General features: G+C 75.0%; 19 protein-coding genes. 8 read left to right on the top strand and 11 right to left on the bottom strand.

Going from position 1 to position 23,054, the window contains the following annotated elements:
• Positions 1-45: 45 nt before the first annotated feature.
• The 4 genes from ACZ4W9_RS00120 to ACZ4W9_RS00105 all read left to right on the top strand — a co-directional run bounded on the left by ACZ4W9_RS00120 (position 46) and on the right by ACZ4W9_RS00105 (position 4,820).
• On the top strand, positions 46-3,135 hold the full coding sequence (locus ACZ4W9_RS00120) for a glycoside hydrolase family 2 TIM barrel-domain containing protein (protein WP_467932093.1): 3,090 nt from the start codon (positions 46-48) through the stop codon (positions 3,133-3,135).
• Positions 3,136-3,224: 89 nt separating this feature from the next.
• A complete protein-coding gene (locus tag ACZ4W9_RS00115; RefSeq protein ID WP_030607465.1) occupies positions 3,225-3,464 on the top strand; it encodes a hypothetical protein in 240 nt (79 codons plus the stop codon).
• Between the two features lie 3 nt (positions 3,465-3,467).
• Positions 3,468-3,845 carry a toxin Doc gene (locus ACZ4W9_RS00110; RefSeq protein ID WP_467932091.1) on the top strand — a complete coding sequence of 126 codons (378 nt, stop codon included), beginning with the start codon at positions 3,468-3,470 and terminating at the stop codon, positions 3,843-3,845.
• Between the two features lie 540 nt (positions 3,846-4,385).
• Complete coding sequence (locus tag ACZ4W9_RS00105; RefSeq protein ID WP_467932090.1) at positions 4,386-4,820, top strand: subtilase-type protease inhibitor; 435 nt, start codon at positions 4,386-4,388, stop codon at positions 4,818-4,820.
• Between the two features lie 195 nt (positions 4,821-5,015).
• Here the strand turns inward: ACZ4W9_RS00105 and ACZ4W9_RS00100 are convergent, their stop codons facing one another.
• The 4 genes from ACZ4W9_RS00100 to ACZ4W9_RS00085 all read right to left on the bottom strand — a co-directional run bounded on the left by ACZ4W9_RS00100 (position 5,016) and on the right by ACZ4W9_RS00085 (position 7,357).
• Entirely contained in the window at positions 5,016-5,192 is a 177-nt protein-coding gene (locus ACZ4W9_RS00100; protein WP_467932410.1) for a CDGSH iron-sulfur domain-containing protein, read from the bottom strand.
• Positions 5,193-5,277: 85 nt separating this feature from the next.
• Positions 5,278-5,931: a HemK2/MTQ2 family protein methyltransferase gene (locus ACZ4W9_RS00095; RefSeq protein ID WP_467932088.1), complete on the bottom strand. Its 654-nt coding sequence runs from the start codon at positions 5,929-5,931 to the stop codon at positions 5,278-5,280.
• 21 nt (positions 5,932-5,952) lie between these two features.
• Positions 5,953-6,990 carry an iron-containing redox enzyme family protein gene (locus ACZ4W9_RS00090; protein WP_467932087.1) on the bottom strand — a complete coding sequence of 346 codons (1,038 nt, stop codon included), beginning with the start codon at positions 6,988-6,990 and terminating at the stop codon, positions 5,953-5,955.
• Between the two features lie 193 nt (positions 6,991-7,183).
• The gene (locus tag ACZ4W9_RS00085; protein ID WP_467932085.1) at positions 7,184-7,357 is read right to left on the bottom strand and encodes a hypothetical protein; all 174 of its coding nucleotides are present in this window, start codon (positions 7,355-7,357) and stop codon (positions 7,184-7,186) included.
• A gap of 242 nt (positions 7,358-7,599) precedes the next feature.
• Between ACZ4W9_RS00085 and ACZ4W9_RS00080 the strand changes: the two genes are divergently transcribed.
• Genes ACZ4W9_RS00080 through ACZ4W9_RS00070 form a run of 3 tightly spaced genes read left to right on the top strand, consistent with a single transcriptional unit; the run spans position 7,600 to position 10,177 of the window.
• Positions 7,600-8,442 (top strand): SDR family NAD(P)-dependent oxidoreductase, encoded by an 843-nt coding sequence (locus ACZ4W9_RS00080; RefSeq protein ID WP_467932084.1) that lies wholly within the window; start codon positions 7,600-7,602, stop codon positions 8,440-8,442.
• A gap of 6 nt (positions 8,443-8,448) precedes the next feature.
• Positions 8,449-9,372 (top strand): DMT family transporter, encoded by a 924-nt coding sequence (locus ACZ4W9_RS00075; RefSeq protein WP_467932083.1) that lies wholly within the window; start codon positions 8,449-8,451, stop codon positions 9,370-9,372.
• Between the two features lie 7 nt (positions 9,373-9,379).
• A complete protein-coding gene (locus ACZ4W9_RS00070; protein ID WP_467932081.1) occupies positions 9,380-10,177 on the top strand; it encodes a polysaccharide deacetylase family protein in 798 nt (265 codons plus the stop codon).
• Between the two features lie 282 nt (positions 10,178-10,459).
• Here the strand turns inward: ACZ4W9_RS00070 and ACZ4W9_RS00065 are convergent, their stop codons facing one another.
• Positions 10,460-11,506: an MGDG synthase family glycosyltransferase gene (locus ACZ4W9_RS00065; protein WP_467932408.1), complete on the bottom strand. Its 1,047-nt coding sequence runs from the start codon at positions 11,504-11,506 to the stop codon at positions 10,460-10,462.
• 236 nt (positions 11,507-11,742) lie between these two features.
• Here ACZ4W9_RS00065 and ACZ4W9_RS00060 point away from each other — a divergent pair, with 236 nt between their 5' ends.
• A complete protein-coding gene (locus tag ACZ4W9_RS00060; RefSeq protein WP_467932079.1) occupies positions 11,743-12,573 on the top strand; it encodes a ribonuclease BN in 831 nt (276 codons plus the stop codon).
• On the opposite strand, the gene ACZ4W9_RS00055 is transcribed toward ACZ4W9_RS00060, so the two are convergent.
• The 6 genes from ACZ4W9_RS00055 to ACZ4W9_RS00030 form a co-directional block, all read right to left on the bottom strand.
• Entirely contained in the window at positions 12,570-15,386 is a 2,817-nt protein-coding gene (locus ACZ4W9_RS00055) for an NHLP bacteriocin export ABC transporter permease/ATPase subunit (protein WP_467932078.1), read from the bottom strand. The genes ACZ4W9_RS00060 and ACZ4W9_RS00055 overlap by 4 nt on opposite strands.
• Position 15,387: 1 nt before the next feature.
• Complete coding sequence (locus tag ACZ4W9_RS00050; RefSeq protein ID WP_467932077.1) at positions 15,388-17,607, bottom strand: NHLP family bacteriocin export ABC transporter peptidase/permease/ATPase subunit; 2,220 nt, start codon at positions 17,605-17,607, stop codon at positions 15,388-15,390.
• Positions 17,604-18,410, bottom strand: a complete 807-nt coding sequence (locus ACZ4W9_RS00045) for a hypothetical protein (protein WP_467932075.1) — start codon at positions 18,408-18,410, stop codon at positions 17,604-17,606. The genes ACZ4W9_RS00050 and ACZ4W9_RS00045 overlap by 4 nt, the downstream gene beginning before the upstream one ends.
• Before the next feature lie 126 nt (positions 18,411-18,536).
• A complete protein-coding gene (locus ACZ4W9_RS00040) occupies positions 18,537-18,755 on the bottom strand; it encodes a type A2 lantipeptide (RefSeq protein ID WP_467932074.1) in 219 nt (72 codons plus the stop codon).
• A gap of 488 nt (positions 18,756-19,243) precedes the next feature.
• Positions 19,244-19,657, bottom strand: a complete 414-nt coding sequence (locus tag ACZ4W9_RS00035) for a PaaI family thioesterase (RefSeq protein ID WP_467932073.1) — start codon at positions 19,655-19,657, stop codon at positions 19,244-19,246.
• A 319-nt stretch (positions 19,658-19,976) separates the two neighbouring features.
• Entirely contained in the window at positions 19,977-22,121 is a 2,145-nt protein-coding gene (locus ACZ4W9_RS00030; RefSeq protein WP_467932071.1) for a SpoIIE family protein phosphatase, read from the bottom strand.
• Between the last annotated feature and the right edge of the window lie 933 nt (positions 22,122-23,054).

The following is a 23,054-nucleotide window of genomic DNA, read 5'->3' as shown; positions in this document are numbered from 1 at the left end:
TGAGTCCTTCGAGCTTCGACGAGTCCCGATAGGGGAGAGCCGCCCATGACGGTCACGCGCAGATCGGTTCTGGCCGCAGCCGCGGCGGCACCCGCGGCCGGAACGCTCCCGGCCCCGGCCGCCCTCGCCGCCGAGGCGTCCGGTACCGGCGGACGCCGCACGGTGCCGCTGCGGGACGGCTGGCGGTTCCTGCTCGCCGACCCGGTCGGCGCCACCGACCCGTTCGCCGACCCGGCGGGGCCCACCGACCCGGGCCACGACGACTCGGCCTGGCGCGAGGTTTCCGTCCCGCACGACTGGAGCATCGAGCAGACTCCCACCACCGAGCACCACACCACCGGCGGCACCGGCTTCCTCCCGGGCGGCCTCGGCTGGTACCGGCTCGCCTTCACCCTGCCGCGCGCGTACACCGGACGGCGGATCTCGGTCGAGTTCGACGGCGTCTACATGGACGCCCACGTCTACTGCAACGGCACGGAAGCCGGCCGCCACCCCTACGGCTACACCGGCTTCGCCCTCGACCTCACCGGCCTGGCGCACACCGACGGCAGCACGCCCAACGTGCTCGCGGTCGGCGTGCGCAACCGGCTGCCCAGCAGCCGCTGGTACTCCGGCAGCGGCATCTACCGCGAGGCCCGCCTGGTGATCACCGAGCCGGTGCACGTGGCCCGCTGGGGAACCCGTGTCACCACGCCGGAGGTCTCCGCCGGCCGGGCGCTGGTCCGGGTGGCCACCACCGTGCGCAACGACTCCGGCGGCGCCGCCGACGTGGAGATCCGGTCCCGGATCACGGCCCCCGACGGCCGGACCGTGGCCCGTACGGCCAGTACGGTCGCCGTCGCCGTCGCCGGGGAGGCCGCCGAGACCCACGAACTGACCGTCGCCGACCCCCTGCTGTGGGACTTCGCGACCCCCGGACACCGCTACACCCTGCACACCGAGCTGCGCGTGGCCGGCCGCACCACCGACACCCACCGCACGCCCTTCGGCATCCGCACCTTCCGCTTCGACCCCGACGAGGGCTTCTCCCTCAACGGCGTCCCCGCCAAGATCAAGGGTGTCGACCTCCACCACGACCAGGGCGCCCTCGGCGCCGCGATCAGCGCCGACGCCGTCCGCCGGCAGCTGCGGATCATGAAGTCGATGGGCGTCAACGCGCTGCGCACCTCGCACAACCCGCCCGCGCCGGAGCTGATCCGGGTCTGCGAGGAACTGGGCATCGTCATGCTGGTGGAGGCCTTCGACTGCTGGCGCACCGGCAAGACGGCGTACGACTACGGCCGGTTCTTCGACGAGTGGTGCGAGCGGGACGCCACGGAGATGGTGCTGGCCGCCCGCAACTCACCGGCCGTGGTGCTGTGGTCCATCGGCAACGAGATCCCCGACTCCACCTCCACCGCGGGCCTGGCCATGGCGGACCGGATCATCGGCGCGATCAAGGCCGCCGACGACACCCGGCCGCTCGTCATCGGCTCCGACAAATACCGGCGGCCGCCCGCCAAGGGCTCGGCGGCCGACCTGATGCTCGCCAAGCTCGACGGCCTCGGCCTCAACTACAACACGGCCAAGTCCGTGGACGCCCTGCACGCCGCGTATCCGCACCTGTTCCTCTTCGAGTCCGAGTCCTCCTCGGAGACCTCCACCCGGGGCACCTACCAGGAGCCCGAGCACCTGAACACCGGCGAGAACCACACCCCCGGCCGGCGGGAGGTCTCCTCCTACGACAACAACCTCGCCTCCTGGACGATGAGCGGCGAGTACGGGCACAAGAAGGACCGGGACCGGAAGTGGTTCGCGGGCCAGTTCCTGTGGTCCGGCATCGACTACATCGGCGAACCGACCCCGTACGACGTGTTCCCGGTGAAGGCGTCCTTCTTCGGCGCCGTCGACACGGCCGGCTTCCCCAAGGACATGTACCACCTCTTCAGGAGCCAGTGGACGGCCGAGCCGATGGTGCATCTGCTGCCGATGACCTGGAACCACGAGGAGGGCGACACCGTCGAGGTGTGGGCGTACGCCAACGTGCCCACCGTCGAGCTGTTCCTCAACGGAAAGTCCCTCGGCGTGCGGGAGTTCGACGTCAAGAGGACCACCGACGGCCGCGCCTATCTGGAGACCACCGAGGCCACCGGCGACGACAAGACCTTCACCGACGGCCCCTACCCGGGCAGTTACACCAGTCCCAACGGCAGCGCCGGCAAGCTGCACCTGACCTGGAAGGTGCCCTACCGGCCGGGCGAGCTGAGGGCCGTGGCCCGGCGGGACGGCAAGGTCGTCGCCGGTGACGTCCTGCGCACGGCCGGCGCCCCGCACGCCGTGCGCCTCACCGCCGACCGAAGGTCCCTGCCCGCCGACGGCCGTGCGCTCGCCTTCGTCACCGCCGAGGTCGTCGACGCGCACGGGGTCGTCGTGCCCGACGCCGCGCACCTCATCGCCTTCGACGTCCTGGGCGGCTCCCTGGCCGGCGTCGACAACGGCCGCCAGGAGAGCGCCGAGCGCTACCAGGCGAGCACCCGCACCGCCTTCCACGGCAAGGCGCTCGCCATCGTCCGGTCCGGCACCGGGGACGGCAGCCTGAAAGTCACCGCCCGCGCGGACGGTCTGCGCCCGTCCACCGTCCGCCTCCGCACCACCCCGGCCCGCCCCGCCGTGACCACCGCACCCGCCGTCCTCCGCCCCGACCACCCCGCGCCGCCCGGCTACCCGCACGCGGACGCGAGCTACTCCGGCCGCCCGGACACCCCGCCCGCCGCGATGCTGGACGGCGACCCGGCCACCGGCTGGTCCAACGCCTTCGCCAAGCAGGCCACCGCGCTGCTGCCCGCGTTCGACGGGGCCCGGGAGAAGGACTGGGTGTCGGTCGACCACGGGCGCACCCGCACCTTCGACCGGGTGGCCGTGTCCTTCACGGTCGACGCGGTCCACAGCCTGCCCGCGCGGGCCGAGGCCGCGGTGTGGGACGGGCACGCCTGGGTCCCGGTGACCGGGGCGAGGGTGGAGTGGGCCACCGTCTCCGACACCCCCACCGTCATCACCTTCGGCCCGGTCCGGGGCTCCCGCCTGCGCCTGACCCTCACCAGTGCCCGCCCGGGCCGCCCCGAGGGCGCGGTGCGCATCAGCAGATGGGAGACGTGAGGGGGTGGGGCGGACCGGACGGTACCGTGACGCAGGCCGCCCCACCTGGGCATATTTACGCGTGAGTACCCGCGCGGTACCGTGAGGGCATGCCAGCTCTCAACGTGGAGTTCAGCGAACGGGAACTAGAGGACCTGCGCCAGATCGCCAAGGAGCGCGGTACGTCGATGAAGGCCCTGGTCCGGGAGGCCGCCGCCGCCGACATCGCCCGGCACCGGGCCCTTCAGGAGGGCGCGGAGGCCTTCCGCCGCTTCTTCGCCGGCCACGCCGAGGAGTTCGCGGCGGCCTTCCCCGACGACGAGCGCCCCGGCAGGGGCGAGGCCGCCTGAGCGATGCCCTCCGTCATCCACATCGACGTTCCCTGGCTGCTCCAGCGGCACGAGGAGGTCCTGCCCGACCAGCCCGCCGTGGACGACTTCTCGGCGCTGGTCGCGGCCGTCGCCCGGCACCGGGTGGACCCGCCCCGGCTCGGCGTCGACTCCGACGCCGCCTGGCGGGCCGCCGCGCTGCTGCACACCCTCGCCGTGCTCAAGCCGCTGCCCGCCGCCAACGCCCGCTTCGCCTGCGCCACCGCCGTGGCCTACATGTTCGTCAGCGGCGCCGGCATCGATCCGCCCTACGGCGCCCTCGTCGACCTCGCCCGGGACCTGATCTCCGGCAAGACGGACGTCTACGGCGCCGCCGACCGGCTCCGCGCCTGGCAGATCTGACCCGTTCCGGCCGGCGGAGGAAGCCGCCGGAGCCACCGGCCGGGACGGGCCTCGCGGGCAGGACCGGGACGTCGGTCCACTACCGGACCGCGCCCTTCGGGAGCGTGCGCGGCCGGCCGGTGCGTGCGCACGCTTCACACGGGGCGCGGGGGCCGGGGGGAGAGAGGAACCGCTTCCCGTCGATTCCTCGCCCTCCGCCGGACAGCGCTGGACCCGAACCGTCCCTGTCGTGATCACTTCGTGAACACAGGGAGTCATGAAGGGGCTCCGGGCAGGCGGAGCCGGAATGTTTCAGGACGATTAACGACGCGCTGATTTTCGGCCATCCGGCCGCTTCTCGAACAGGGGAACCGCTCTGTTACGGGGTCCCGTCGTTCGATTTCCGTGACTTCACGCCACTGATTCAACACGAAAGGTTACCGAAACCCGTGGGGTCGATGTGAATTTCGGCGGTGGACTCGGCAGAGTGGCGCACGCCGCTCCGGCACCCGACCGGGCTGGAGCCGGCACCCCGTCTGTTCGAGCGGAAGGATGCACACAATGCGGAACACCGCGCGCTGGGCAGCGGCCTTCGGCCTCACGGCCGCCGCCGTTTGCGGACCCCTGACCGGGGCCGCCGTCGCTGCACCGGGCGCCGCCCCGTCGTCGCTCTACGCCCCCTCGGCGCTGGTGCTCACCACCGGCCACGGCAACGACGTGGCCACGGCCACTCCGGAGCGCGCCGTCACCCTGAGCTGCGCCCCGACGCCCACCGGGACCCATCCGGCCCCCGCCGAGGCCTGCGCCGAACTGCGCGGCCTGAACGGCTACCTCGACGCCCTCAAGGACGCCGACGGCGTGATGTGCACCAAGGTGTACGACCCCGTCGTGGTCACGGTCCAGGGCGTCTGGCAGGGCCAGCGCGTCTCCTACGAGCGCACTTTCGGCAACGCGTGCGCGAGGGATGCCGTCGGCGGCAGCCTCTTCGCGTTCTAGACCGGGATCGCACGGTACCCCGTGGAACGCCGGATCAGGCCCGCAACTGGGGAGTGCGGCCCCTGGAGCGGGGAACCAGCGATCTCGCACCGGGGCAGGCGGGCGGAGTGGGGCCGCCCGCCGGCTCCGGGCACACAGCCGCTCCCCGGCCGGTCCGTGGGGGGCCGTCCGGGGAGCGGCGAAAAACATACGGTTTCAACCAGGGCTGTGCGCCCTGCGCCGGTGACTCGTGTCGCACCAGGGGTAGCGGCGGCTGCGCCGGCAGGTACACAGAGCGACGCGGAACCGGTCCGAGCGGACCGTGGTCCCGTCCTCCAGTTCGACTTCCACGGGCCCTTCCACCAGGAGGGGCCCGCGCCGTTGCAGGGTGATCCGCCGGGCCGCCCCGGCCGGGTCGCGCGGCGGATCACCCGCCGCTTCGTACGGCGTGTCGTCCGCCGGTCCGCGCGGCGCGCTGTCAGCGGAGTCGTTCGGCACGGATGACCACCAGCTCTTCCTTGTCCTCGGCCGGCGCGAGCAGCCCGCGCCGGCGCAGCCAGTCCTCCCGGGCGCGCAGCACCGGGCCGAAGGGGACGCGGCGGCGCCGGACCACCTCGGCCGTCAGGCCCGCCGCCCCCAGCAGCTCCAGGGTGCGCTCGGGGCCGCTCAGCGCCGAGTGCACGATGAGCAGCACCCCTCCCGGCCGCAGCAGCGCCGGGGCGTCCCGGCAGATCCGGTCCAGCAGCAGCCGGCCGTCGTGCCCCGCGTCCCAGGCCCGGGACCGGCCGCGCGGCCCGCGCCCCGTCTCGGGCGCCGGTACGTAGGGCGGGTTCGCCAGGATGAGGTCGAAGGTGCGGCCCCGGACCGGCGCGAAGAGGTTGCCGCGCCGGATGCGCACCGGCAGCCGGCTCAGCCAGGCGTTCAGCCGGGCCGTCCACACCGCCTGCCGGGACACGTCCACCGCGGTCACCCGGGCGCCCTGCCGGGCCGCCGCCAGTGCCAGCGCCCCGCTTCCGGTCCCTACGTCCAGCACGCGCGTACCCGGGGGCGGGGCCTCCTCGCGCAGGGCCTCCACCAGCAATTCCGTGTCGTCCTGTGGGGCGTACACACCCGGAAGCAGCAAAAGGTTCACCTCACTAGAATTCCCCGTGAATCATGATATATGGGCCGCCTGTCGCTCCGCCTTCCGCTGCTCCGTCGTCCCCAGGGGCACCCGCAGGCACGACCGCCCCGCCCGCCAGTCGGCCAGCACCCGCCGGGCCAGCCGGTCCTCCAGGTACTCGGTCGCGTCGATCCCGAAGGTGATGTCGGGCGCCAGCTCCGGCTCCTCGGCGAGCAGCCCGCCGATCACCTCGTGCCGGACCACCTGCTCGTGCACCGCGTCCGCCTCCACGTGCTCGTCGTAGAAGAACTCCGCGGCCGGACCGGCCCCCGTGCGGCGCATCGCCCCGGCGAGCCGGCGCGAGCCGGGCGAGGAGGTGATCTCCACCTCGGCGAAATGGCCCACCAGCGCGCCGCGCAGCGCGCGGTGCAGGCCGAACAGCGACATCAGGTTGACCACGGCCAGCATCTCGGCGGGGGCCGCGTCCAGGTGGCGGCCGTAGGCGGTGTCCAGGTCCAGGTCCGTCATCAGGTCGGCGAACAGCCGCGCGTGCACCCGGTCGGCCCGGCCGCCGCCGAACTCGTCGAACTCCACCGCGGCCATCGCCGCCTTCGCCCGGCCCCACAGCCGCGGCAGCACCCAGGCGTGCGGGTCGGCCTCCTTCAGGTGGTACAGCGAGCGCAGCGCCGCGTACTCCCGCAGGTGCCACAGCTCGCCCTCCCGCTCCAGGAAGCCGGAGATCCCCGCGCCCTCGGCCGGCTCGGCCAGGAGGGCGCCGAGCGCGTCGTCCAGGCTGTCGTGGACCGGGGTGTCGGCGCGCAGCGCGGCCAGGAACCGCCGCTCCAGCGCGGCTCGCACGGCCAGCAGCTCCGGGTCCCACTCCCGCTCCGCCGGCACCCCGGCGAAGCCGCGGTAGTGCAGCTCGTAGCACACGTACAAGGCGAGCTGGAGGTCGTCGCCGTACGGGTCCCCGGTCCCGGCGTCGGCGGGGCGGGGGAGCGGGCCCGTGCCGCGCAGGTACGCGGTCAGCGCGGCGGAGAGCGGGCCTCGGGGGCTGGGCAGCCGGGGTTCTCGCTGGTGGTGACTCATGGGATACGGGTACCCGCGCCGCCGTCGATCAACTGTGCCGGCCGGGCACCAGCCGGCCGCGGGGCCCGCGCACCGTCCCGCCGCCCTGAGAGGGCGCGCCCGGCGCACCGGTTCGAGCGCCTCGGGGCCCGGCCGCGGGGACGAGCCGCCCGGGCGGCCCGGGCGGGTTCCCCGCTTGGCCGGGCCGCCCGGCTCAGTCGCCCTCCGCCTGCTCCTGCGCCCCGGTGTTCGGGGTGATGGCGTCCCCGGCCTCGCCCGAGGCCTTGTCCTCGTCGCGCTTCCCGGCCTCCTCGACCTCCCGGAGCACTTCCTCCACGGCCGTCTCCGGCCGGTCCTCGTGGTCGCCGTGGCCGTTCCCACCCGACATGACCTCTCCTTCCACCGATGGGGTGATCTCCCCTGCGGGTTACCCGGCGGCGCCGTCCCAAGCGTCCGGCCGCACCCTGCCGGCCGGACGCACCCTGCCGCGCCCCCGGACGGCCCCCGCCGGGACGCGGGGGACGGGCCCCCGCCGTGCGCGGTGTTTCAGTGTGTGGCGCCCTGGATACACCCCGAGGGTTCGGCCCCGGCAGTTCGCGAGCCCGCACGCCGTCGCAGTGAGGTCGTCACATGTCCCATGCCCCGTCTCCCGCAGGACCGTCGAACGGCACCCGGCCCGCCCCGGCCCCGGCCCCCCAGGAGCGCGCCGCCCCCCCGCCCGGCGGCCGGGGCGGCACCGCCCTGGTGACCGGCGCGTCCTCGGGCATCGGCGCGGCCGTGGCCCGCCGGCTGGCCGCCGAGGGCGGCTGGCGGCTGGCGCTCAACGGCCGCGACATCACCCGACTGGAGCAGGTGGCCGTCCAGTCCGGCGCGGTCGCGCTGCCCGGCGACCTCGCCCGGCCCGGCGCCGGCCGCCACCTCACCGGCCTCGCCCTGGACCACCTCGGACGGGTCGACCTGCTGGTGGCGGGCGCGGGCGTCGGCTGGGCCGGGGACTTCACCCGCATGCCCGCCGCGCGCATCGACGAGATCGTGGGCGTCGACCTGCTGGCCACCGTCCGCCTGGTGCGCGCCCTGCTGCCCCACATGGTCACCGCCGGAACGGGCCGCGTCGTGCTCATCGGGTCCATGGCCGGCAGCGTGGGCGTGCGCGGCGAGGCCGTCTACTCCGCCGCCAAGGCCGCCCTCGGCACCTTCGCCGACTCCCTGCGCTACGAACTGCGCGGCACCGGGGTGGGCGTCAGCCACGTCATCCCCGGCGTGGTCGACACCCCGTTCTTCGACCGGCGGGGCAACCCCTACACCCGGACCTGGCCCCGGCCCGTGCCCGCCGAGCGGGTCGCGGACGCGGTCTGCGCCGCCGTACGGCACGGCAGGGACGAGGTGTACGTCCCCGGCTGGCTACGACTGCCCGCCCTGGTGCGCGGTGCCGCGCCCGGACTCTACCGGCGGCTCGCCGCCCGCTTCGGGTGAGCGGCCATGACCGCGGTCACGGTGCTGCTCGCCCTGCTCGCGGCCCTGGCCAACGCCTCCGCCTCGGTGCTCCAGCGGCGGGCCGCCGTCGAGGAGACGGACCAGGGCGACGAGCAGGAGTCCATCCTGCGCCGGATCCCCCAGCTGCTGCGGCGCCGCGTCTGGCTGGCCGGTGCCGCGCTGCTGCTGCTGTCCGGCCTGCTCCAGGCCGGGGCGCTGGCCACGGGCAGCCTGTCCCTGGTGCAGCCCCTGCTCGCCGCCGAGCTGCTGTTCACCCTGGCCGTGGGCAGCGTCGTCTTCCGGCGCCGGCCCGACGCCCGGACCTGGCTGGCGTTCGCGGCCCTGGCCGGCGGGCTGGCCCTGTTCCTCCTGGCCGCCGCCCCGACCGCCGGGCAGGAGACCGCGCGCCCCGGCGCCTGGCTGCTGGGCGGCGGCGGGGCGCTCGGCGCGGTCGTCCTGCTCTGGCTGGCCGCGCGCCCGGTCCGCGGCGCGTCCCGGGCCACGCTGCTCGGCCTCGCCTCGGCGCTGTGCTTCGCCACCACGGCCGCGCTGCTGAAGGAGGCCGTGGGCCGGCTGGAGCACGGGCCCGGGGCGATGTTCGGGCACTGGTCGCCGTACGCCACGGGGGCCGCCGGACTCGTCGCCTTCGTGCTGCTGCAGGGCGCGCTCGCCGCCGGACCGCTGACGGCCTCCCAGCCCGCGCTCACCCTCGGCGACGCGCTCGGCAGCGTCGTCCTCGGCTGGGTGCTGTTCGCCGAGACGATCCAGCTGGGGCTGCGCGTGCTGCCGGAGGCGGCCGGCGTGGCCCTGATCGGCGCGGGCAGCATCGGTCTCGCCCGCGCCCCGTCCGTCGGCGGCCAGTGGGACGAGGACGGTCCGGCGCCGTCGCCCGGTTCCGCCGCCGCTCTTCCGCGCACACCGAGGAGGTAGGTCACCGATGTCCCCCGTCTCCGGCCGCTCCCGGCGGACGGCCGCCGTGCTGCTGCCGGCCGGCGCCGCCGCGGCGCACATCGTCCCGGCGGCCAGCTGGCTGCCGGGCCTACGGCCGCTGCTCTTCCCCGGCCTCGCCGGCACCGGCCACGTCCGGCACATCGCGCTCACCTTCGACGACGGACCCGACCCGGAGTCGACCCCGCGCTTCCTCGACGCGCTGGACCGGCTCGGGGCGCGGGCCACCTTCTTCGTGGTCGGCGAGCACGCGGTGCGCCACCCGGGGGTGGTGCGCGAGACGGTGCGGCGCGGGCACGAGCTGGGGGTGCACGGCTGGCGCCACGACCGGCCCTGGCGGCCCGCGCCCGCCCGCGACGCCGAGGAGGTGGCCCGGACCGTCCGCGTCGTCCACGACCTCACCGGACGGCGCCCGCGCTGGTACCGCCCGCCCTACGGCATCCTCACCACCGGCCGCCTCCGGGCCGCCCGGCGGGCCGGACTGCGCACGGTGCTGTGGTCGGCGTGGGGCAGGGACTGGACGACCGGCGCCACACCGGCGTCGGTACGGGCCCGGGTCGCCGCCGACCTGCGCGGCGGCGGCACCGTGCTGCTGCACGACGCCGACCGGTACTCGGCCCCCGGCTGCTGGCACGCCGCGCTCGGCGCCCTCCCGGCCATCGTCCAGGACTGCCGCGAGGCGGGGATGACGGTGGGCCCGCTCCACGAACACGACGCGCCACCGGCACCGACCTCCCCCCGGCCCGCCGCACCGGAGCGCGTGGCCGGGGGACGACCGCACCGATGAGCCGGCGCCACCGGCTCCGCCGCCCCGGAGCACGTTCCCGGCGGGCGGCCGCGGACGTGCGGCGGCGCGGGACCCGCCGTGCGGGTTCGGGTGCGCGGCGGGTGACCGCGGGTGGGCGGTGGTGCCGGTCGTGCCGTGCCGGAGCGCGTGCGGGTGTGCGGTGGTGCGTGGCCCGCCGGGGGCGGGGGAGTGGGTGGCGCCGGTGCGGCCGGGGCGCCCCGGGGCCGGTGTGGGGGCGGCGCGTCCGCCGGGGTGGCGGGGGGGGTGCGCGGGCCCGCCGGCTCACAGGTCCGTCAGCCGGTCCAGTGCGTCCCCGCGGAACAGCGCGTGACCCCGGGCGACCCGGGCCGCGCGTTCCGGGGTGCCCGCGCGGAGGCCGTCCAGGGTCTTCAGGAGCGCGGGGCCGTCCGGGGCGAGGGCGCACAGCCCGAGGTCGGCCATCCGGCGGACGCCCTCCGCGCCGTGGCCGGGCAGCGGGCGGTGGGCGACCACCGGCAGGCCCGCCGCGAGCGCCTGTACGGCCGTCTGGCCGGCCGCGTTGTCCACCAGAGCGTGCCCCGCGCCCAGCAGCCCGGGCATGTCGTCGACCCACCCCAGGGCCAGCGCGGCCGGCTCCCGGGACATGCGCGCGTACAGCCGCTCGTTGCGGCCGCACAGCACCACCGGCAGCCAGCCGGCCGCGGCCAGCAGCCGGGCCGTGGCGGCGGGCCGCGACGCCGCCCCCCAGGCGCCGGCGGACAGCAGCACCGGGGGCCGGCCGGGCGCCCGCGCGGCGAACCGCTCCCGCCACCGGGCCGCGCCGGGCGCCGGTGCGCGGAAGGCGGGCGCGACCACCGGCCCGGTGGTCGCCACGGGCGTGCCGAGCGCCCGGCGCACCCGCGCCGCCGCCGTGTCCGTCAGGCACAGATACCGGTCGTTGCCCGGGTGCAGCCACTGCCGGTGCACCGCGAAGTCCAGCAGGAAGACGGCGCTCGGCACCCGCAGCGCCCCCCGGGCCCGCAGATGCCCGGTGAGCTGCGCGGCCAGATGGAAGACGGACACCACCACGTCGGCGCGCACCCGGTCCACCAGGTCCGTCACCCGGTCCCCGGCCAGCCGGGCCAGGGGCACCCCGCTGGGCCGCGGGCCGCGCCCCTCGCGCAGGAACGCGCCGTAGATCCCGGCGTACAGCCAGGGCAGGTGGCGCACCGATGCCTGGTAGCCGCGGCGCAGGCCCGTGCCCAGGCCGTACGGCAGCAGCCGCAGCACGTCGGCCACCTCGGCCCGCCCGCCCCGGGCCTCGGCCCGGCGGGCGAGTTCGGCGGCCACGGTGTCGTGACCGGCGCCCATGCTCGCGCTGAGGATCAGGGTCCGCCGCCGGCCGTCCGGCGTCTCGTGGTCGGTGCTCCGCACGGATTGACGATTCTCCGCCGTCGCGGCGCCCAAACCGCCCCCCGGCCGCCCGGGTCACCCGGGCGCCCCACACCACCGGGCCCGCGCCCGTCCCGCGGCTGCGGGCCGCCCGGCACGTGCCAGGGCGGACGCACGGGTACGGCGGCGGGTGGGCGGCGAGCACGGGAGGAGCCGTGAGACGGTTGCGGCGCGGCCTGCACCGCGCGTGGCAGTGGCTGCGGGTGCGGGCCCTGTTCGAGCACGGGCGGGAACTGGAACTGATGCACCGGGCCATGGGGTTCGCCACCCTGTCGCTGGTGACGCTGGCGCCGCTGCTGATCGTGGTCGCCGCGGCCGACCCCCTGGTGCGGGGCGGCTTCGCCTCCTGGCTCACCGACGGCATGGGCCTGTCCGGCCGGTCCGCGCACGCGGTCACCGACGTCATCAGCCCGCCGCGCAAGGTCATCGGCACCACCAGCGTCTGGAGCGGTGTCCTGCTCGCCGTCTTCGGCGTGGCCTTCGGCGGCAGCGTGCAGAACGCCTACGAAAGGATCTGGGGCCTGGCGTCCGGCCCCTGGCACCGGGTGTGGCGGCAGGCGACCTGGCTGGTGGTGCTGACCGCGTACCTGTACCAGGAGGCGGCGACGAAGACGACCCTGCACGGCGGGCAGCGGATCACCCTGTCCACGCTGAGCGGTGTGCTGTTCTTCTGGTGGGGCCAGCGGTTCCTGCTGGGCGGCCAGGTCCGCTGGCGCGCGCTGCTGCCGGGCGCGGTGGCCACCGTCGTCGGCCTGATCGGGCTGCGGGCCTTCTCCTACCTCGTCTTCACCCCCCTCATCGTCACCAACGCCCTCAGCTACGGCGCCGTCGGCACCGTCCTCGTCGTGGAGTCCTGGCTGATCGGCGTCGGCTTCGTCATCTACGGCGGCGCCCTGTTCGGCCGCTGGTTCACCGAGCACCACTGGATGCCCTCCCACCACCGGCCGGAGTGGACGGACGGCACCGACGAGCGGGACGCACCCTAGGCGAGCTGCCGGCGCACCAGTTCGTGGAGCCGGCCCCCGGTGTCCGCGAGGAGTGCGGCCGGGGTGCCCTGCTGGACGATCCTGCCGTCCTCCATCACGATCACCCGGTCGGCGTCCAGGACGGTGGACAGCCGGTGGGCGATCACGATCCGGGTGGCGTTCAGCTTGCGGGTGCTGTCGATGACGACGCGCTGGGTGTCGTTGTCCAGGGCGCTGGTCGCCTCGTCGAGGAAGAGGAGCCGCGGCCGCCGGATCAGGGCCTGGGCGATCATCAGGCGCTGCCGCTGGCCGCCGGAGATCGCGCCGTTGCCGGCGACGATGGTGTGCAGCCCCATCGGCATCCGCCGGATGTCCTCCGCGAGGCCCGCCAGCTCGGCCGCCGCCATCACCTCCTCCGGCGTGTACGGCTCCGCGCCGCAGATGACGTCCATGATCGAGCCGGAGAACGGCTGCGCGTGCTGGAGGACGACCCCGCACTGGCGGCGCACCGCGGACTGGTCCAGCGCCGCCAGGTCCTGGCCGTCGTACAGGACGCTGCCGGAGACCGGCCGGTCGAAGCCGATGAGCAGGCGCAGCAGCGTGGACTTGCCGCAGCCGCTCGGGCCGACGACCGCCACGAACTCGCCGGGCCGTACGGCGAAGGACACGTCGTCCAGGACCAGCGGGCCGTCGTCGGCGTACCGGAAGGACAGCCGGCGGGCCTCCAGCGCGCCCGACAGCGGCCCCGGGCGGGTGCTCGCCGCCCGGACCTCGGGCCTGGCCTCCAGCACCGGCTTGATCTCCTCGAACAGCGGCAGCGCTGCCACCGCCGACACGAACGCGCCGGTCAGCTGGGTGACCGAGGTCAGCAGCATGGTCACCGACGTGTTGAAGGCCAGGAAGTCCGCCGCCGACATCGCGCCCCTGGCCGGGCCCGCCAGCAGCATGAACATCAGCAGGGTGCACACGGGCAGGTAGACCGCGCCCAGGACGGTGGTCAGGTTCTTGATCCGGCCCACCCGCTGCTGGAGCTCCCGGCCGCGCGCGAACTCGCGGGCCCAGGCGGCGTAGGCGTAGTTCTCGGCCGCCGCCACCCGCAGCTTGGGCAGCCCGCGCAGGGTCTGGAACGCCTGGTTGTTCAGCTTGTTGCCGAGCACCACCAGACGCCGCTGCCAGCGCACCTGCCACAGCCCGAGCCCCGCGAACACCACCGCGACGACGAGCAGCATCCCGATCGCCGCGAGCGCCATCGGCACGCTGTACCACAGCAGCAGCCCCAGGTTCATCGCGCCGACGGTCACCGACTGGGCGACGACCGGGCCGACGCCCGCCAGCAGCCGGCGGATCGCGCTGACGCCCATCGCCGCGCCGGCCAGCTCACCGGTCGAGCGCCGGGTGAAGAACCGGGTGGGCAGCCGCAGCAGCCTGTCCCACACGGCCGGTTGCAGCGCCGCCTCGATCCGGCCCTCCAGGCGCAGGATGGACAGATTCTCCAGCAGCGTGAACGCCGCCGCGACCACCCCGCTCACCATGACCGCCAGGCACACCCGGGCGATCAGGCCCTCCTGGGCCCGCGGCACGTACTCGCCGAGCACCTTGCCGGTCGCGATCGGCACCAGCGCGCCGATGGCCACCGTCACCAGGCCCGCGAGCAGCAGGCTCAGCAGATCGCCGCGGGTGCCGCGGAGGCTGAACCGGAGCAGCCCTAGCGGGGAGAGCGGCTTGTCGGGCAGCGGCCGGTAGAACATCACCGCGCGCGGCTCGAACTCGCCGGCGTTCGCCTTGCCGACCGGGGTCCGGCGGCCGGTGCCCGGGTGGACGGCGACATAGCCGCCGCGCCGCCACAGCAGCGCCACCGGCGCCCCGGACAGCGCCCGCCGGCCGACCAGCGGGCCCGTGTTCTCCCGCCACCAGCGCCCCTGGAGGCGGACCGCCCGGGTGCGCACCCGGGAGGCCAGCGCCACCCGCTCCACCGGGTCCAGCCGCTCGCTCGCGGTGCCGCCGTGCGCGGGCTCGGCGAGCGTGATCCCGGCCGCCTCGGCGACCAGCTCGCAGGCCGCGTAGGTGGCGTCCGCGTCGGCGGCCGTCGTCCGGCGGGCCGAGCGCTTGCCGATGGCGGCCAGCAGGGTCTGGTCGGCCTGCGTGCGCACCGCCTCACCGGCCCTGATCCCGGCGGCCGTACGCGTCTCGTGCGCCTGCTCCAGCTGCTCGATCCACCGGTCCAGCGCGGTCAGCAGCCGGTACTGCCGGTCCACCATGCCCTGCCACACCGCCGGGTCCATCAGCAGATCGGCCGCGGCCTCGGCGCCGTACAGCGAGCCGTACTGCACACCGCCCGGCGGGACCTGCATCCAGAACACGTCGTCGTCGGCGGGCGCCGCGGCGCGCTCGCCCGCCATCGGCGCCTGGAAGAGGACGGACAGGCCCCGGCCGACACCGAGCGCGACCGCGTACTCCAGCGGGCTGGAGGCCGGCGGCACGTACTGGGGGGTGCCGTACTCGTCGTAGGACCAGGTCTGGGCGGCGGCCGGCTGGTACAGCTCGCGCAGGCCGACGCGGTGCACCACGCAGTCGCGGACCGGGCGGGCCACCAGCGTGTGCCGCGGCCCGGTGACCGGGCCGAGCAACAGCGTGCCCGCCTCCAGCCGGCCCAGGTGGTGCCAGTGGCCCTGCCGGGCGGCGTCCACCGCGAACAGGTCCAGCGCGCCGGCCGCGACCAGCCACAGTACCTGCGGGCCCTCCAGCTCCAGGCGGCCGAGCCCGGCGCAGTCCAGCCGGGTGCCCAGCGAGCCGAGCGCTTCGAGGACGAGGTCGCCTTCCCGCACGGATGTCATCTCACCGCTCCCTGACCAGCGCCGCGTACGCGCCGCCGCGCGCCACCAGTTCCTCGTGCCGCCCGCGCTCGACGACCGTGCCGTGCTCCAGGACGACGATCTCGTCGCTGTCGCGGACCGTGCTCAGCCGGTGCGCGATCACCACACAGGCGCAGCCGCGCCGGCGCAGGTTGTCCATCACCACCAGCTCGGTCTCCGCGTCCAGGGCGCTGGTCACCTCGTCCAGCACCAGGATGCTCGGCCGGCGCACCAGGGCCCGCGCGATCTCCAGGCGCTGGCGCTGCCCGCCGGAGAAGTTCCGGCCGTCCTGCTCGACCTTGCTGTGGATGCCGCCGGGCCGGCGGGCCACCACGTCGTACAGCGCCGCGTCCCTCAGCGCCTGGACCACCGCCTCGTCGGGGATGGACGGGTCCCACAGGGCCACGTTGTCGCGGACCGAGCCCTCGAACAGGAAGACGTCCTGGTCGACGAAGGAGACGGAGGCGGCGAGCGCGCCGCGCGGGATGTCCTCCAGCCGGCGGCCGTCGATGCGGATCACCCCCTCCCACGGCGTGTACAGGCCGGAGATCAGCCGGGAGACCGTGGACTTGCCGCTCCCCGAGCCGCCGACCAGCGCCACCTGCTGTCCGGGGCCGACGCTCAGGTCGAAACCGGTCAGCAGCGGCCGGTCCAGCGGGCTGTAGCCGAAGGTGACGTTCTCCAGCTCGACATGGCCGTGCAGCCGCCGGGCCGAGTCGCCGCCGGGCCGGGCGTAGAGCGGGTCGGTGCGGAAGTTTTCCACGTCCTTCAGCCGGGCCACGTCGGCCGCGAAGTCCTGGATGCGGCCCGCGACGCCGTTCAGCCGGGTCAGCGGCGCCGTGAACCGGGCGACCAGCGCCTGGAAGGCCACCAGCAGGCCGACCGAGAGGTGTCCCTCGACCGCGCGCAGCCCGCCGATCCACAGGATGAGCGCGCTGTTGAAGGTGGCGAGCGTCGGCGCGACCACGCCCAGCCAGGCGCTCGGCACCCCGAGCCGCTGCTGCTCCTCCAGCGTGGTGGCGTGCTGCCCGGCCCACTTGCGGAAGTAGCCGTCCTCGCCACCGGTCGCCTTCAGCGTCTCGATCAACTGGAGGCCGGTGTACGAGGTGTTGGTGAGCCGTGCGGTGTCCGCGCGCAGCTTCGCCGTGCGGGTCGCGCGCAGCCGTACGACCAGCCGCATGGCCACCACGTTCAGCAGGGCCACGGCGATGCCGACGAACGTCAGCTGCGGGTCGTAGGTGTAGAGCAGGACCGCGTACAGCACGACCACGATCGCGTCCACGCCGGCCGCCGCGAGGTCGCGGGCCAGGGTCTCGGCGACCTGGTCGTTGGACTGCAGGCGCTGGACCAGGTCGGCGGGGGAGCGCTGGGCGAAGAACGTCACCGGCAGCCGCAGCAGATGGCGCAGGAAGCGGGCGCTGGAGAGGGTGGAGGAGATGATCCGGCCGTGCAGCAGATTGGCCTGCTGGAGCCAGGTCAGCACCAGTGTCAGCAGCACACAGGCGGCCATCGAGGTGAACAGCACCCCCAGCAGGGAGGTCTGCCCGCCGATGAGGAACATGTCGATGTAGGTGCGGCTGAGCGCGGGCACGGCCGCGCCGACCGCGACCAGCAGCAGGCTGGCCAGCACCGCCGCCGGGAGGGTGCCGGCGGTGCCGCGCAGCCGGGCCGGCATCGCGCCGAGCACCCCGGGGCGGCGCCCGCCCCGGGTGAAGTCCTCGCCGGGCTCCAGCACCAGCACCACACCGGTGAAACTGCCGTCGAACTCCTCCAGGGACACGAAACGGCGGCCCTTGGCGGGGTCGTTGACGTACACCCCGCGCCGGCCGAGTCGGCGGCCCATGCCGTCGTAGACGACGTAGTGGTTGAACTCCCAGAACAGGATGGCCGGGGCCCGCACCTCGGCGAGGGCGGCCAGGTCCATCTGCATGCCCTTGGCGGTCAGGCCGTAACCGCGGGCCGCCTTCAGCAGGTTGGAGGCGCGTGAGCCGTCGCGGGAGACACCGCAGGCGATGCGCAGTTCCTCCAGCGGGACGTGCCGGCCGTAGTGGGCGAGGACCATCGCGAGGGAGGCGGCGCCGCACTCGACGGCCTCCATCTGCAGCACGGTGGGCGTGCGGGCCCTGCCGGTGCGGGACTTGGGGGCCTGTCGCCCGGCGGGGGCCGCCCGTCTGCGGCCGCGGGTTTCCTGGGTGGCGGTCACGGGAGCAGCCAATCGACGGGGTGCTGGTCGGCGAGCCGGACGGAGCCGGTGGCGAGGGTCATGGAGTCGAGCCGGAACGGCGGCCCGTCGGTGCTGGACCAGCGGTAGCCGCTCTTCGTGGACGGCGACTCGGCGAGTTCCACCAGCACGGCGACCGGGCGGCCCTCGCGGGTGAACTGCTCGCCGAGCTGGCGGTCGCCGAGGAACGCGGCGATCGACCGGTCGGACTGCGCGCCGCGGTCCACCGACTTCACCGTGCCGCGCAGCACCCCGTACCGCTGGGCCGGGACCGAGGACACGGTCAGGTCGACGGCGGCGTGCGCCGGGATGGCGGCGGCGTTCTCGGCGGGCACGTACACGGTCGCGTACAGCGGGTCGGAGGCGTGGGCGACCTTCTCCACGGCGGCGACGTCGCCGCCGGTCCGGATGATCTGCCCGAGGGACGCGGCGAGTGCGGTGACGCGGCCGGCGGCGACGGTCCGGACGACCGTGTCGCCGTGTTCCGTGCGGACCTTCACGACGGGCGCGTGCGCGGGCAGCCGTTCGCCCTGCCGGGCGAGGACGGCGGTCACCTGTCCGGCCACCGGGCTCTGGAGCACATAGCTGCCCTGCCCGTGGGTGAGGATGGCGGGCGCGCTCACCGTGGAGGCCACCGAGCCGGTCACCGCCCACACGGAGGCGGCGGCCAGCACGACGACGGTGACGCCGAGCGCGAGCCAGCCCTGCGGACGGGCCAGCCGCACCGGAAGGTCCAGCTCCTGCGGCGACTGGAGCCGGGCGAGGGCCTGTTGGCGGAACTGCACGGAACTTCCCTCACCTGTGGGTCAGACGCATGAGGTGACGCATGGGGTGACTCGTCCGGTGCACAACGTCCGAGAGTCCCGGAGCCGAGGGAACGGCTCCGGGACTTCGGTGGCACCGGGGTGCGATCAGAGACCGGCGACCAGGCCGTTGACCGGGGCGGTGTTCAGGCCGGTGACACCCTCGACGGTGCCGACGACCGTGTTGACCAGACCGGTCACGCCGGGGGCGATCTCGTTCACGGTGCCGAGGGTGCTGTTGAGGGTGTTCACGGACAGACCGCCGGAGACGTTGTCCAGCTCGGCGTCCGAGATCTCGACGGTCTCGACTCGGGGGGTGGAGTTCATGAGGGAACTTCCCTTCGTATGGATGACTTCACAAGGGGGAGAGCGGCCTCCTCTGGGGACAGACGGACGGCCGCCGCGACCGCGGGCGCCGGGCTCCCGGTCAGGGAGCCCGCCGGACCTCTGCGGTGCGATGGATCAAAGCACGCACGCAGGGGGCGCTTCCAATCAACCAGGGCTCTCACCTGGGAACTTGGCTCAGGAACGGCCTCATCCGTGCAGGCGTGCGCACGTCGTGTCGGCGACTCCTTCACATGCCGCACGGCATCGTCGCGACGGGCGTCCCGCCCGCCGGGCCGCGAATCCGGCACTCCTCGCCAAAGGCGTGCCCGGGGCCCGCGCGGATGTGCAGATCCCCGGGGGCCGGTGAGGTGCCTGGGTAACCGATGTGCAGATTCCCTGAAGGGGGGATTCCGCTTCACGTCGGCAACTGACCGTCACCTTTCGATGGCTGACGGTGATTGATCGCGGTCGGCCGTTTCCTTGGAGCATCAGCCCAGCAGGGCGTAGACCGTGCTCGCGCGGGCCGCGAGGGCGCCCGAACCGGCGTCGGCCAGCGTCACGTCCGCGAAGGCCATCCGGCGGCCGAGCTTGGTCAGGACCGCTTCGATCAGGACGTCAGCGCCGGACACCGCCCGCTGGAAAGAAGTCGACTGCTGCACGGTCGTCATCGGCACGAACGAGCCCCGGGCGGCCGAGACCGCGATCACCGTCGCCGTGTCGGCCGCGGCCATCAGCGCCTGTCCCGACAGCCCGCCGCCCTCCCGGGCCAGCCGGTCCGACCAGGGCAGCCGCAGCACGGCCCGGTCCTCGCCCAACGCCTTGACCGTCAGCCCGAGTTCCAGCACCCAGGGGGCGAAACGGGAGGAGAGGATCTTGTCGGCTTCGGCGGTGGTCATCGTCATATGGGTGATTGTTCCCGCCCGTCCGCCGCGACACGCGGAACGCGGCCGGTTCGCCGCGCCGCCGCGGCCGTACGCAACCGGAACTGAACGCACCGCGCCCGCGGTGCGTGCGTACGGCCGTCCAGGCGGCGCGGCACCCACCCCGGTCCGCACCGCCCGCGAGCGGCGGGCTCCCCGTCCCAGGAGGTCGAGAAGGTCGAGTCACCGGCGGGAGCGTCCGTACGGTCGGTACCCGGCGGTGGGACGGGCCCCGGGTGGTGGGGCGGGCCCCGGGTGGCGAGGCGGGTCCCGGTGGCGCGGCGGGTTTTGGGCGGGGGTTTCAGTCGCCGGCGCGTGCGCGGAGCAGGAGCACCGCCACGTCGTCCACCCGCTCGCGGGCCGCCGTGCTGTGCCGGATCACCTCGTCGGCCAGGCTCTCCAGCGGCCCGTCGCCGACGTCGGCCAGCAGCGCGCCGAGGTCCGCCAGCGCGTCCTCGATGTCGACACCGGGGGACTCCACCAGCCCGTCGGTGTACAGGACGAGCACCGAGCCGGGGGCCAGGGACACCTCGGTCGTGGGGTAGACGGCCGAGGCGTCGATGCCGAGCAGCGGCCCTCCGGCGAGGTCCAGCACCCGCACCTTCCCGTCCGGCCGGCGCAGCAGCGGCGACGGATGGCCCGCCCGCGCCATCACGGCCCGTCCGCGCGCCGGGTCCAGCCGCAGGTACAGACAGCTGGCGAACAGCTCGGCCCCGAGATCGGTCAGCAGCCGGTTGGTGCTGCCGATCACCTCGTGCGGCGCCTGCCCCACCGCGGTGTACGCCCGGACGCCGGTGCGGATCTGCCCCATCAGGCCCGCCGCCGTCACGTTGTGCCCCTGGACGTCCCCGATCACCGCCGCCGCCAGCGGCCGGGCCGGCACCAGGTCGTAGAAGTCGCCGCCGATCTCCATGCCGTGCGTGGCCGGCAGATAGCGGGCCGCCGCCTCGATGCCGGGCAGCGGTGCCAGCGAGTGGGGCAGCAGCGCCTGCTGGAGGCCGTGCGCCAGGCTGTGCTTCGCGTCGTAGAGCCGGGCCCGGTCCAGGGCCTGGGCGATCAGCCCGCCGATCGAGGTGAGCACCGCCCGCTCGTCGGCGGGGAACACACGCGGCTCGGCGTACGCCAGCACGCAGGTGCCGACCGGCCGGCCGGACGCGATCAGCGGCAGGTACGCCCAGGCCGCGAAGCCGTCCGGGGTCTCGTGCCGGCTCGGATACAGCCGCTCCAGGTGCGCCCGGGAGCCGAAGAACGCCGGCACCCCGGTGCTGAGCGCCTGGGTGCCCGGGGTCCGCTCGGCCAGCGGCAGCCCCTCGAACCGCTCCACGATGTGCGGGTCCCGGTAGCCGTGGTGCCCGAGCACGTGCATCCGCCCGCCCTGGGAGCCGAGGATCGCCATCGCCTGGCTGCCGACGGCCGGGGCCACCTCGTCCCAGACCAGCCGCACCACGTCCCGCACCCCGACCGCCTCGGTCAGCGCGCCCGCCAGGCTCAGCACCTGGGAGATCGTCACCAGCCGGGACGGACCCGGGCCCGCCCGCCGGGCCCCGTGCGGGGTCTTCGTCGCCGAGCGGGCCCGGCCGACGCGTACGCTCAGCCCGGTGGTGCCGGGGTACAGCCGGAACCACAACCAGTCCCCGGGCGGGCGCAGCGCCACGAACGACGCCATCTGCTGGCTGAGCAGCGCCGCCCGGTACCGGTCCTCGTACATGGGGTCGTTCAGCCAGGGCACCGACGCCCACAGGGGCGTGCCCAGCAGCTCCCCGGCCGGCCGGCCGAGCAGCTCGGCGGCGGCCGGGTTCACGAAGCCGATCCGGCCGTGCAGGTCCAGCGAGATCAGCCCGTACGGCAGCCGGGACACCAGCCGGGCCGCCTCGACCGAGCCCAGCGTCTCCGCCACCGTCGCGGCCCCGGCCACCGCCGACGCCGTCACGTCCTCCTCCCGGCCGAGCGGCCCGTCCCGCGCCGCCGACCGCTCCAGCCGCAGCGCCAGCCGCTCGCAGGCCGCCCACAGATGGCCGCGCTCGGCGTCGGACAGCTCCGGCGGGTGCCCGCCGGGCCAGGTCACGAACACCGCGCCGTACACGCGCCGCTCCGTCGCCACGGGCAGCGCGGCGAGCGCGAACGGGTACGGCAGCACGACCGCGATCCGGGGATAGCAGCGGGCCATCTCCTCCTCGCCGCCCACCCACACCAGGCGCCGTTCGCGCACCGCGTCCGCCACCGGCAGCGGGGCGCTCAGCCCCACCCGCTCCCACGGTGCCGCGAAGGCCCGGGGCATGCCCGCGTGCACCGCCATCCGCAGGACCGGCTCGTCGGACGGGAGCAGGTACACCGCGCCGGAGTGCGCGTGGACCTCGTGCATCATCGACACCAGCGCGAGCGACAGCACCGGCTGGGCGGCCGCCGCACCCTCGGCCGCCGGTTCCGGCCCCGGCCCGTCGGACACGCCGACCACCTCCTCCGGTCGCGCCGCGTCAGGGCACAAGACTCCCTCGGGGCGGCGCCCCGCGCACGGCGAGCGGCCCCGGGACCGGCACCTCCCGCTTGCCGTCCGTCCGCTTCCCCGTGCGGTGGTGCCGGGGGAGAGGGCGCGCGGCCGGCCGGTGCCGAGCGGCACGGCTCGGCGGGGCGTGGCCCGATGCGGCGGGCGCGGCGGAGCGGGGCGCGTGGCCGGGCACGCGGGGCGCGGGTGGTGAACGTGTGCCATCTGTGCGCCCCCTGGTCACGCCACGATGGCCAAAAACATACGTCGGGAAAACGACCGGGACGTTCCGCTTCCCGGCGCGGTCCGCTGCCGGGGCGGGGAAGCGCGGGGCGGCCGGGGTGTACCGACGGCGGGCCGGGTCCGCCCACGGCGTGTCGCGCTGTCCTCCCGGCGATCTGCCGGGCGTGTTCCCTGGCCGAATCGTCACTCCAGATCAGGCGAGGTTCGGCCAACCCGTTGTACTGGGCGGTAGGCACCGGTCCGGGTGTCCGAGGGGCGAACAGCGGCCCCCCACGCGTCACTTCGGCATCTTTTCTCCCGCGAGCCGGTTTGCGGACGAGACGCCGGGGCACACGCGGGGCGGCTATCCGGACGCCGCCTTTCAGGCCGGTGAGGGGACCGGCGGAATGGCCGAACGATGACGCAAAATCAGCGGCACAGTACTCTCCGTTCAACTTCAGGGGGTTGCTTGCGGGTGACGCACCGTGAAGACTGTGGCCGAGTTCCCTCGAAACGAAGGTGTCCCGGGGTGCGCACCATGCACATCACGGGGTGGCGGACGCCGAGAACGCGTCATCTCGCACCTCGTTTCGAACGGCCGGGGCTGGGGGCCCCGCTGTCCGTACAGGAGCCGGGAGGGGCCCGTGTGACCGCTGCGCGGGAGGTATCGCCGAG

This window comes from Streptomyces sp. NPDC029296, from assembly GCF_055569255.1.
The sequence above is the reverse complement of the archived record's forward strand: the minus strand, read 5'-3'. Positions and strand labels throughout refer to the sequence as shown.